The 11,822-nt window shown below is 56.6% G+C and carries 10 protein-coding genes; 8 read left to right on the forward strand and 2 right to left on the reverse strand.

Annotated features, from left to right (window positions below; genetic code table 11):
- Positions 1–1,232: 1,232 nt before the first annotated feature.
- The 3 genes from CA85_RS20025 to CA85_RS20030 all read left to right on the forward strand — a co-directional run bounded on the left by CA85_RS20025 (position 1,233) and on the right by CA85_RS20030 (position 3,321).
- Positions 1,233–2,003, forward strand: coding sequence for a carbonic anhydrase family protein (locus tag CA85_RS20025; protein WP_222435487.1), 771 nt, complete (start codon positions 1,233–1,235; stop codon positions 2,001–2,003).
- A 226-nt stretch (positions 2,004–2,229) separates the two neighbouring features.
- Positions 2,230–2,382, forward strand: coding sequence for a hypothetical protein (locus CA85_RS25835; RefSeq protein ID WP_246113005.1), 153 nt, complete (start codon positions 2,230–2,232; stop codon positions 2,380–2,382).
- On the forward strand, positions 2,383–3,321 hold the full coding sequence (locus CA85_RS20030; protein WP_246113006.1) for a hypothetical protein: 939 nt from the start codon (positions 2,383–2,385) through the stop codon (positions 3,319–3,321).
- Between the two features lie 247 nt (positions 3,322–3,568).
- On the opposite strand, the gene CA85_RS20035 is transcribed toward CA85_RS20030, so the two are convergent.
- Both CA85_RS20035 and CA85_RS20040 read right to left on the reverse strand, forming a co-directional pair.
- Positions 3,569–4,225, reverse strand: coding sequence for a hypothetical protein (locus tag CA85_RS20035; protein WP_146393141.1), 657 nt, complete (start codon positions 4,223–4,225; stop codon positions 3,569–3,571).
- Positions 4,226–4,259: 34 nt separating this feature from the next.
- Positions 4,260–4,778 carry a four helix bundle protein gene (locus tag CA85_RS20040; RefSeq protein WP_146393142.1) on the reverse strand — a complete coding sequence of 173 codons (519 nt, stop codon included), beginning with the start codon at positions 4,776–4,778 and terminating at the stop codon, positions 4,260–4,262.
- A gap of 453 nt (positions 4,779–5,231) precedes the next feature.
- Between CA85_RS20040 and CA85_RS20045 the strand changes: the two genes are divergently transcribed.
- The 5 genes from CA85_RS20045 to CA85_RS26180 all read left to right on the forward strand — a co-directional run.
- On the forward strand, positions 5,232–6,545 hold the full coding sequence (locus CA85_RS20045) for a 3-keto-disaccharide hydrolase (protein WP_146393143.1): 1,314 nt from the start codon (positions 5,232–5,234) through the stop codon (positions 6,543–6,545).
- Positions 6,546–6,611: 66 nt separating this feature from the next.
- The gene (locus tag CA85_RS20050) at positions 6,612–8,315 is read left to right on the forward strand and encodes a vWA domain-containing protein (protein WP_186775081.1); all 1,704 of its coding nucleotides are present in this window, start codon (positions 6,612–6,614) and stop codon (positions 8,313–8,315) included.
- 302 nt (positions 8,316–8,617) lie between these two features.
- Entirely contained in the window at positions 8,618–9,838 is a 1,221-nt protein-coding gene (gene ribA / locus CA85_RS20055; RefSeq protein WP_146393145.1) for a GTP cyclohydrolase II, read from the forward strand.
- Positions 9,835–10,293, forward strand: a complete 459-nt coding sequence (locus tag CA85_RS20060) for a hypothetical protein (protein WP_146393146.1) — start codon at positions 9,835–9,837, stop codon at positions 10,291–10,293. Before ribA ends, CA85_RS20060 begins: the two co-directional genes overlap by 4 nt.
- Positions 10,294–11,720: 1,427 nt before the next feature.
- A partial coding sequence (locus CA85_RS26180; protein ID WP_146393209.1) for an IS4/Tn5 family transposase DNA-binding protein occupies positions 11,721–11,822 on the forward strand: 102 nt, incomplete at its 3' end.

Below are 11,822 nucleotides of genomic sequence, written 5' to 3' on the forward strand. Positions count from 1 at the left end.
ACTTGGATCTGCGTTTGGCGCAGTCGACCGAAACGACACCAAAGTGAGAGGGACCGACCGCCTCGACTCGCTGCTGAATCACCCCAGCTGGCTTGCCGATGTAACGGGCCTGATTGGATTTTGACGATTTTGACGAACGTTTCTTGGTGGCGATTGCCATATCGGAGTTCCTTGATTGAAGGGAAGTGAATTCCTTCAATGAAAGCACTCAGAATGCGCCCCTGGTAGTTTTTTAGGCTAACTTGGGGACATACCAGGCATGGCTCTCGTATCCAATGATCGTTCAAAACTGCGTCCCTGACGAACAAACGCTCGCCAGGGACCGACAACACCATTGGCGTACCGTCGATCGAGATATCTCTTGCCAAGCCAGCACCTCTGCAGAGCTCGGCTCGAATGGCGTGGACTTAAGCGATTGCCGCCTGTGAAACATCCTTCCGTCGAGCTTGTCTCGGCGGAGGAACCAACTGGCAGCTACCGAAAAAATGCGAAGTAGAAACGGTGCTCCGTTTCGGGCTTGCCCCGGCGGTCACACGACTTGATTCGCTGATTCCGCCGGGGCAAGCCCGGAGCGGAGATCGATCTGGCGAGGGCGTTTTACAGGTAGCTTGCAGTTGCCACTCCGCCCGGACAAGCCGGACGGAAGCGAAAACAGATGCCCGTGAAACTCGAGTAAAGCTGCTTAAGTCCACGCCATTCGAGCTCGGCTCCGTTTTTCCCGGCAGTGCCAGTCTAACATTGATAATCACATCCCACAAATAAATCCTTGGATACTGGAGCCATGCCTTGAAAAACTCGGGCGCACGCTGCCGTCGGATGAGCCAAAAACGGACTGGCGGCAATGCGGGGACGGGGGCCTGGGAAGGGATATTCCGGTCGAGAGCGCGCCAGTGGTGCGGATGATGCTCGGCAAGTTCACGCTTGCCGGGCATCCGTTTTTCGCTCACTGGACGCAGGAGCCTATGCCTCAAAAATCCAACATCCCAGATGCCTGCCACTAAATTCCGAGAAGAACCAGAAAAAGTGAATCTCGATAAGGTACTGCGTTTCTACATGTCGCATTCGATCGACCGTCTCTCCCGCAGACGCATCCGCACTCTTGGCCCATGCTATACTTGACGCAATAGTATGCAAAACTGCGTCGTACTAAAAACCGTGCCTACGGGGCTATGTACTGCAGCTTTCAACCATAGACGACCAAATCGCCTTTCCCAATAAACTGAGAGATGAGAATGATGAACCAACTGAACTTGCGCGCGAACTTACTCACGATTGGCGGCATTGCCTGCCTGCTGTCGTCTGGCTGCACTCCGAGCCAGGCTGTCGACTCTGGTGAATCGACTTCTGGTGCGAGTTCCGATGGGACGCCCCGCGTTGAGCGTGTCTTAACACAAGAGGAGCGGGATAACATGACGCCCGACGGTGTTCTTCAGATGCTCAAAGATGGCAATCAACGGTTCGTTTCGGGAACACTGACGAGTCGAGATCACTCCAAGCAGGTACGCGAGGCCACTTTCGGCCAATTCCCAAAAGCGGTTGTTCTCTCGTGCCTTGACTCACGCATTCCAGTCGAGGACGTATTTGATCGAGGGATCGGAGACATCTTTGTGGCCAGGGTCGCTGGCAATTTCCAGAATACCGACATTCTTGGCAGCATGGAATTTGGCTGCAAAGTCGCCGGCGCCAAGCTGATTTTGGTCCTCGGGCACGAACACTGCGGTGCAATCAAAGGGGCGATTGATCACGTGAAGCTGGGCAACATCACACCGATGCTGAAAAATATCGAGCCAGCCGTGAAGTTCTTCGCTGACTATGAAGGTGAAAAAACGGGCGAGAACGACGAGTTCGTTCACATGGTTGCCGAGCAGAATGTTCGAATGACTATTGCCGGCATTCGTGAAAATAGCCCGATATTGGCTGAAATGGAATCCAATGGCGACCTCAAGATTGTGGGGGGAATCTACAATATGGCCACCGGAACAGTCGCGTTAATTGAAGGCTAGTGGAAGAAAATCGGCGTGACGCCTTCAGTCATCGGTGATCACAACCTTGATAGGTGTGCTATCGGGGAGATCGTAGAACGAAAGGAAAGTCAGAGGGAAAGTCAGAGGGACACGAGAGAGAGTCAGAGTGACACAGCACCTTGCTAACGAATTTGACTTCGCTTAGACGAGGGGACTGGTTGAATTTGACGCTTGCGGCAAATTTCCTGAAAATGCGAGGTGAGTGATGAGTCGGATGGTCCGTTGTGAGGTCTTTGACCCCGAGGAAGTAGCGATCGCCCACGTTTACACCCGCGTCTGTCGCCGATGTTTCCTTCTCGGCGATGATCCGGACTCTGGGATGAACTTCGACCACCGGAAATTCTGGATTGAAGAGTAATTGCAGCAATTCGCAGCCTATTTTGGGATCGACCTAATCGGCTTTGCGATTCTCTCAAATCACTTCCATTTAATCCTTCGATCACGCCCTGTCGTGGTCGCGACGCGGACGGATGAGGAAGTGGCGCGGCGGTGGTTGATGTTGTGCCCGCATCGCCGCAAAGCGGATGGATCGCCCATGGCTCCAACCCAACCTGAGATCCAATCCATCGCCGGGGGCCCCATCAAACGGGAGGAAATCCGCAAACGGCTGAGTAGTTTCAGTTGGTGGATGCGGTTGTTGTGCCAGCGTGTGGCGATGCGAGCCAATCGCGAAGATGACCAAACGGGTCGGTTTTTCCAAGATCGATATCACGCGACGCGTTTAGCGGACGAAGCCTCGTTGCTGGCCTGTGCTGCCTACGTGGACTTGAATCCAATTCGGGCGGCGATGGCCGAAACCCTCGAGGAGAGTGATCATACGTCGGTACACAGACGGATCAAGGGATTGGTGAGCGGAGCCTGCGTATCGAGCGATGGGGGCGGTGATGCCAGCGGCGGCGGTGGAGAAGCTCACGACGGGCGGAGCCATCGGTCGACAATTGTAGCCAGACGGCTCCGTCCGTCTGAGCTGATACGCGCTGGTTGCTTACGACGGGCCGAGCCCATTTGCGACAAAGGATTCTTGCCGATGCCGATCGAGGATTACTTGGAACTGCTGGACTGGACGGCCCGCCAAACCGCGCCCGGTAAGCGTGGCCGCACGCCTGCGGAGATCCCGCCGATACTGGTTCGGCTGGGACTGGACCGGGCGACTTGGTGTGAATTGGTGAGCGACTTTGGGCGTCTGTTCTGCTGCGTGGCGGGACGTCCTGCATGTGTCGACTCGATGCGTTGTCAGCGCACGCATCGTCGCTATCACCTTCGCCAATGCGCCCGTGAGCTGCTGACCACCGATTAGCGGGTCTCATTCTTCTTCGGATGCAGAAATCGTCGGCGGAGAACCGAAATAGAAAAGGTGCGCACTGACGTCGGCTAGACAGGTGGATCCGAGGGGCACTTGTTGCACGCGCGAGCTGACAAATCGTCGCCTCGGCCGCCATTCGCCGTTAGTTCAGTCAAGCCAATATTGACTCGGTCGACAAAGTGCTATGTCCCTCTGGTTTCTCCCGGAAATGTAGCCGCTCGGGTTCACCGCTTTGTCCTGCCTAGTATCGGATTGCCGGCACCCGGTCGAAAATCCCCCGCGACAATACCTGACGCTTTGCGAACGAGACATTCCCATCCGAAGCAATCGTAAGCGATTCGATCCCAAGATTCCTTTTATCGTGCATCCAACCACACAAAGTAACCGCCCGGAGAGCAACACATTTGCCATCAAGAGTTGATTCAGTTGAGCTGATGTGTGGCATTGCCATTTGAAATTCTTTCTCGCTCAACTGATAATTCTTCATCGAATGCCTGGGCTTTCCGAAGTTTCGGAGTTCGTTTGCGTCTCGAAGCACGTGATGCGACGCCTTGATGCCAGCGTCAAAGAATTTCAAAATTAGCGATGCGAGACGAACAGGATCGGAAGCCGGAAGATCAGCCCATTCATCCGCCAAGATCGTTTGGATTTCTTTGTTGATACGGGTGAGCCGGATGGCGGATCGACCATTCGCGGCGTAATACCCATAGCTTCCGTGTGGCAATGTAGGAAAGTCAAACTGTCTGGTTCGACCGTAAACGATGAAGAGTCTATGCCGGGCAAATGGACACTCGTCGGCCACTTCTTGAATCGGTTCAATCGGTTCGCGCCAGAACTGACAGGCCGCATCCCATTCTTCGGGAGAGAGGCCACGCTTTACGAGTTCGATTGGGTTCATGGGAGCAGTGTTCCACTGGGCAGAACGGTTGCCGTCACCTAGGACGGACGATTGATTTTCCATTGGTATAATCGCGCAAGCCGTCCTTAGGTGCACGGCTTGGTTCTGGCTTTCTTTCGTGCTCGTGCTCAGCATCGCGGTGCTCGTGCTCGTAATCGTTCCCCAGCTCATAGTCTACCGACGGCTCCCTAACGCCGTCAAACTTCATCGCCATTCGAGTTAGCATCGAGACAATTCGTTTGAGCATCCGTTTCAGTTCTCGACTCGCCACGTCCTCCAAACTGTCCGTCGCAACCAGAACATCTTGAATCGCAGCACATTCAAACGCAGATCCGCGAGCAATGTCGAAAAATCGAGCACGATCTTTCAAGCTGCGCTTGCCGTTACCCTCGGCGATGTTCAGCGGAATCGATTGAGCAGCGCGAAGCCATTGATCACGAGCGTGGCGATGCAAACCGCTCAGCGATTTCGAAACGTCGAATGCAGCAGCGACGTATCCGATTGACAAACGGTAGACGTCGAGTCGATCGTGGTCGAAGATTGGTTCGGTCATGGTTGCGCTATTTCGATTACGAGCACGAGCACCGTTTCACTGAGCACGAGCACGATGGCCACTTTGTGCCAGAACAATAGCTTCAACCCTTGTCAGTAGGGTCGTATTCGGGAATCTTTCCAATACGACCTAAGTGAGTGTGGTTGTTTGACCAAATACCCTCCAAAACCTCCAGCGCACGCTTCCGTCGGATGAGCCGGTTTGATGCCCAGACGGAAGGGGCCACCCCTATTTGGGGGTCCACCAGGAATTATTGTGGGTTTCGCTGCGGTGAGCCAAGTTTTGGCGTTTCAGCCAAATCTCGAGCGATCTCTCCAACGAGGGCGGAGCGGCCCCTCTCGGCGATCGGCAGCGAGATGCGTAGCCCACTCAACATGCCGTCGCATTTCAGGTTACGATTTGCACTCGCTTTTCTTGGTATTGAGAATCTCAACGGTCCACTCCCTAGTATCCATGAACATCACAATCCCAGCCAGCTCATTGGCTCGACTCTCCGCTGCGGCACTCCTCCTCCTGTTGGTGGGCTGTTCTCGCCAAGCAGATCCCGAACCCCCGGCCAGCGACCAGGCTATTGCCAGCGAGGACGCTCCTGAGCAGGCCGCTGCACCACAGGCCGATGATGCCGCGTTTACGTTCGAGGCGGAGGTCTATGAAGCGAGTGCCGAGGAATTGCTCGCGGCCCGGTTGCCGATCGAAGAAACGACCGAGGGTTGGATTCGCCTATTCGATGGGCACACGATGTTTGGATGGATGATTACCGGTCAAGCCAATTGGCGAGTCGAAGACGGGACGCTGACGGCCGATCGCGGTGAAGCCTGCTTGCTGAGCACGTCGACTCGCTGGGCAGACTTTGAACTCGAGGTGGAGTTCCAAGCCGATGCGGAGACCAATTCGGGCGTGTTCCTGCGTAGCGTGATCGACCCCAAAGACGCGCAGACCGACTGTTTTGAAATCAACATCGCCCCGGCAGACAATCCCTTTCCAACGGGCAGCATTGTCGGACGAGAGAAGTGCGATGTTTTTGCCGGCGATGCCTCCCAGTGGCATACGATGAATCTCGTCTGCAACGGGGAGTCATTGACCGTCAAGATCGATGATCAGGTGACGTGCGAAAGCGACGATGCCGGCTCACCGCGAAACGGTCACATTGGCTTGCAATTTCGCGAAGGCGCGATCCGATTTCGCAACGTTCGCTTGCGCCCTTTGAATCTCGAAAGCTTGGTCGATGCCAATCTATCGAAGTGGAAACAGTATGAGGAGATGCCCGGTGACTTCACCGTCAATGATGACCAGGCGATTGTGGTTGACGGCGGCAAGCAGCAACTCGAATCGACCGAGAGCTACGGCGACTTTACCCTGCTAACGGATTACAAGATGGACGACCCGGAGTCCAACTCAGGAATCTTTTTCCGAGCGATCCCGGGCGACGAGATGATGGGATACGAGTGCCAGGTCAACAACGCCATGGTCGATGGCAATCCGCTGCAACCGGCTGATTGTGGGCCGGGGGGGATTTTTCGACGTCAGGACGCACGGATCGTCGCCGGTGAACCGGGGCGTTGGAATTCGATCTTGCTCGCCGCCGATGGCCCGCACTTTGCTACCTGGGTCAACGGTGTCCAGGTCACCGATGTGACCGACGACCGCCCAGCCGATGAGAACCCCCGCCGCGGCACCCGTGTCGAGCCGGGAACCCTGATCCTCCAGGGCCACGACGAAACCACCCAGGCAACCTACCGCAAAATCGAGATCCAACCGGCTCCCTGAGCCGTAGGATGGGCCTCGGTGTCGCCTAGGAAAATGCCCCATTTATCAACCCAACGGAATTCGCGTATGACCTCCCGCCGAATCGGTGGCGTGATCCACGCCTATCAGAAATACGATCCCGTTGCGTTCCCGCCGCCGAGCCAGCCGCCACCGGACCTGGTCACGCCCGCCTTTGAGCAGGCGATGATGTACGGCAACTTTCGGCAACTCACCGATGAGGAGCTCGCCAATGCCGTGCGGCTCGATCCCTCTCAAATCGCGGGTTTGGGGCCGAGCATCGAATTCCTTCGCGCCTTGCTCGAAGAACGCAAACGAAAGATCCTCGAAACCTACGAAACTCGCCGGGTTCAGAAAAAGGCTCGCAAGGCGTTCCAGCAGTCCGCCCAGCGGGTGAATCCGCCAGCGCGGATGGAAAAGATGTTTCGTATCGCGGTCAACCAAGAACAACCCTTCTTGATCGAACGCCTGTGGTTTGATGCCGGTGACGACAATAGCGACCTCGCCCGCAATCTGCTAGCCACGGGAGCCACGATGGCGGACAAACACAACATCGAGGAATTGGCGAGCAAGTACGAATTCACCGGCAGCGAGTCAATAACCATCCCGCAGGCCCTCGAGATCAAAGAGGAACTGGAGAAGATCGACGAACTGCTCGCTCAACTTGACCAGGCCGAAAAGACAGCTCAGGTCGGCATCATCGACATGGACATGCTCTCTGAGTTCGCCCAGCCCGGTGACATGGAGCAGCTCGAAGAGATGCGGAACCAGGTCGAGAACTTGCTGCGCGAGCAAGCCGAGCGCCAGGGGCTCGAACGCAATGACGATGGCAGCGGATTTCGGTTGACGCCGCAGGCCTACAAGATCTTTCAAGGCCGATTGCTTAAGCGAATCTTCAGCGAACTGGCGCCCTCGCGCAGCGGTCGGCATGAAGGAGACGTGGTGGGCGAAGGGGCCGTGGAACTGCAGCAGACCAAGGCCTATGAGTTCGGCGACAGCATCGCGAACTTGGACCTGCCGCAAACCGTGATCAATGCCTTGATCCGGCACCAGGACCAACGACCACTTCGACTGCACAGCGACGACATCGTCGTCCACAAGACTCGCAATCACCCCAAGTGCGCGACCGCAGTGATCATGGATATGAGCGGGTCGATGCGGTACGACGGCCAATACATCAATGTCAAACGCATGGCTCTCGGACTGCAAGGACTGATCAACAGCGAGTACCCCGGTGACTTTCTGCGGTTCATCGAGATGTACACCTTCGCCAAACTCCGGTCGCCTGGGGAGATCATCGAATGCATGCCGAAACAGGTCACGATCCACGATCCCTGGGTGCGGCTGAAATGCGACATGAGCAATCCCGAGATCAGCGAACACCAGATCCATCCGCACTTCACCAATATTCAGCACGCGTTGCAGTTAGCACGCCAAAATCTCGTCAACTGCGACACACCCAATCGTCAGGTCATGCTGATCACCGATGGCTTGCCGACGGCGCATTTCGAGGGCGAGACGCTGTACATGCTCTATCCCCCCGACCCGCAAACCGAAGCGGCGACGATGCGGGAGGCCGCTCTCTGCCACAAGGAAGGGATCACGATCAATATTTTTCTGGTTCCGAGTTGGTCCCAGAGCGAAGAGGACATCCGCTTCGCCTACCGGATGGCCCAATCGACGCGGGGCCGCGTCTTTTTCACCAGCGGCCAGGACCTCGACCGCTTCGTACTGTGGGATTACGTGCAAAATCGCCGCGAGATCATTACCTAGGGTTTTACAAGCAGAAGGTGCCCGGGCTGTCGACTGAGTGAGCCGAGACGGGTAGGCGGCGCTAGCCGGTACTTTCCGTTGCGCTGTCGGCCCTCCCCGGAAGACTCGCTAATGGCTCGTCTTCCGACCCTCCCCGCTTCGCCGGGCGGGTGAAGTCGATCGTTGAGTCACCCCCTTGGGGTCGAATTTACCGGGACTTCTCAGACTGAGCTTCGCCGACCATCATAGACGTAGGCGTTCCGGGAGGATTTGCCAAAGCGTCCGCCGCCACGATCGATTCCCCACTGAAGAAAACGTTGCTCATGACCTCTTCCATTGAACTCAACACCATTCCCGAAGCCGTCGAGGCGATCGCACGCGGTGAGGTCATCATCGTGATCGATGCAGAGGATCGGGAGAACGAGGGCGATTTTATCTGCGCCGCAGAGAAAGCCAGCGTCGAGACGATCAATTTCATCCTCGGCGGCCGCGGCCAACTCTGTGCCCCCCTGCTACCGGACCTCTGCAAGAAACTCGAGCTCAGCCCTGTCGTGGCGCAGAACAACGCACCGCTGCAGACCGCGTTTCTAACGCCCATCGACATCACGACCGCCCGGACGGGGATCACCGCCGCAGAGCGAAGTGCGACCATCCGCCAGATGGCCGACCCCGACGTCAAAGTCGACGACTTCGTCCGTCCCGGCCACGTCTACCCCCTGCTGGCGATGGAAGGTGGCGTGCTGCGGCGAGCCGGACACACCGAAGCAGCAGTGGATTTGGCTCGCATGGCGGGTTTGTCGCCCGTCGGTGTGCTCTGCGAGATCCTCAATGATACCGGCGACCGAGCCTCCCGCGATGACCTGGCCAAGCTCGCCGCCGAACACGATCTCAAAATCATCAGCATCGAACACCTGATCGCCCATCGACGCGTCAGCGAAAAACTGATCAATCGTGCCTCGACGTCGACGTTGCCGACCCATTACGGCGATTTCCAGATCATCGTGTACGAGGTGGAGTACGAAACTCAGGAACCGATCGCACTGGTCTTCGGCGATTTGACCGCCCCCGGCCCCCCGCCGCTCGTTCGCATGCACAGCAGCTGCTTTACCGGCGACGTGGTCGCGTCGCTGCGTTGCGACTGCGGCGACCAATTGCACATGGCCTTGGAAATGATCAGCAACGAGGGCCGCGGCGTGCTGGTCTATCTGCCTCAAGAAGGACGCGGGATCGGTTTGGCTCAGAAAATCCGGGCCTACGCCCTCCAAGACAACGGATTGGATACCGTCGAAGCCAATCACGCACTCGGCTTCAAAGCCGACATGCGCGACTATGGCGTCGGGCTGCAGGTCCTCAAAGATCTCGGCCTCTCTGAAATTCGATTGCTAACGAACAACCCCAAAAAGACCAAAGCGTTCAATCTGCGTGGATTCGATTTGAAGGTCGTCGATCAAGTCCCCATCGTATCGACTGTGAACAAACACAATCAGCGATACCTCGAGACCAAGCGTGCCAAGATGGGTCATCAATTGCCGCCCATGTCGTGATCCATCGGTTCACCGTCTCGTTGCACCAGGTCGGGCCGGGCGAGCACACCGGTGACGCTCGGGGTGACCACTTGGACTGGTTCTTCGCCGTCGATCCCGAAACAGACGCGCCGCTGGTGACCTGGTCGACGCCCATCGCCTGGCCCGCGGTCGGCGGCCAACCCGCCCAGCGCTTACCCGACCATCGCACCCGTTACCTCGACTACGACGGTGAGATCTCCGGCGACCGCGGTAGGGTGCAGCGTCTGGTTGTCGGCACCTATCGACTGCTGGAGAATGATGCCGAGACAATGGCAATCGCAGTGGAGTCGATTGCTGAAGTGCCTTCTGCCAGCGCCTACTTCGCAAAACTTGCCGCTGGCTTGAGCGAGTCTCTTCGGCGGGTGGGGCGTATTGATTTTCCGTCTGCGAGTGCGGAGAACGGATTCCTTATCACTCGCCAAGAGGAATCATGAGCAGAACCAGTCGCATGCCCACTCCCGTATCTTGTGGCTACCCACAAGTATCCCGAAGGGGATGATAGAAAATAGCCGTAGGTCAGCGCAGCGCCACCCGCGGAGATTGTTGAAGATGGAGCGTTGACCCCGAAGTGGGTCGCAGACCTCGTCGCAAATGATCTTCCACCCTATTCGGGGTTGGCGTTTGCGTTTCGCGATGTATCCGGTGGTGTTCGCTTGGGCTCAAACGGCCGGCTATTTTCTGGTACGCCTTGGGACGTCGATTCAATGATTGTTGCTTTACATCTGGCGTTCTTGAGCCCCAACGGGCAACGCTGTGGTGTGTTTTTTTGGCTCATCCGACGGAAGCGTGCGCCCGAGGTTTTCAAGGCATGGCTCCCGTATCCAATAATCTTACAAAAATGGGTGCCCGACGAACGAATGTCCGCCAGGGACCGGCAACACCATTGGCGTACCATCGACCGAGATATCCCTTGCCAAGCCAGCACCTCTGCAGAGCTCGGCTCGAATGGCGTGGACTTAAGCGATTGCCGCCTGTGAAACATCCTTCCGTCGAGCTTGTCTCGGCGGAGGAACCAACTGGCAGCTACCGAAAAAATGCGAAGTAGAAACGGTGCTCCGTTTCGGGCTTGTCCCGGCGGTCACACGACTTGCTTCGCTGATTCCGCCGGGACAAGCCCGGAGCGGAGATCGATCTGGCGAGGGCGTTTTGCAGGTAGCTTGCAGTTGCCGCTCCGCCCGGACAAGCCGGACGGAAGCGAAAACAGATGCCCGTGAAACTCGAGTAAAGCTGCTTAAGTCCACGCCATTCGAGCTCGGCTCCGTTTCTCCCGGCAGTGCCAGTCTAACATTGATAATCACATCCCACAAATCAATCATTGGATACTGGAGCCATGCCTTGAAAACCTCGGGCGCACGCTTCCGTCGGATGAGCCATTTTTTTTCGCGAAAACGAGCTGTTAAGCATCGCGTGATGAGTAAGTGGCGAATTTTGGGAAACCTTTTCTGTGGTGGACGAGGCGACGAGGCCCTCAAAGCCAATCGATCACGCAAAGCGAAACGACTCGTTGCCTCTAATAGATTGCCCACAGGTTTGCTCCCCCGTGTGCTTGTCACACGCCGAAGCGACGTTTTGAAATTAGAAAACCGCGGCATCGACACGCGTTCCCCTGTCAGCTTGTCTGACAGGAAACCAAGCCGACAAACTTTGCTCTCATGCGGGGCAAGCCCACATGGGAGCGGGGTCAACGCTCCATTGTTCTAATCACAAAACGGAGATTCCTGCCAGGCAAGCTGACAGGGGATCGGGTTTTGTGGGGAATCAACAGAGGCCCCCAGGCGTTGCCCTCTTTATCCTACACATCTTTTCGGGTAGATACACAGGCACATAAAGGATCTCAGTGTGCTCAGGGAGGGCTGCGGCGATGGAATGGATTGAATCGGAGTTCGCTTGGCTTGAATTAGGCGACCTGAGACGAGAAAAACGCGTTAAAACGATTGTCGAGCAGTTTTCGAGAATCGCTGAG

The organism is Allorhodopirellula solitaria (assembly GCF_007859855.1).
Taxonomy (GTDB): Bacteria; Planctomycetota; Planctomycetia; order Pirellulales; family Pirellulaceae; genus Rhodopirellula; species Rhodopirellula solitaria.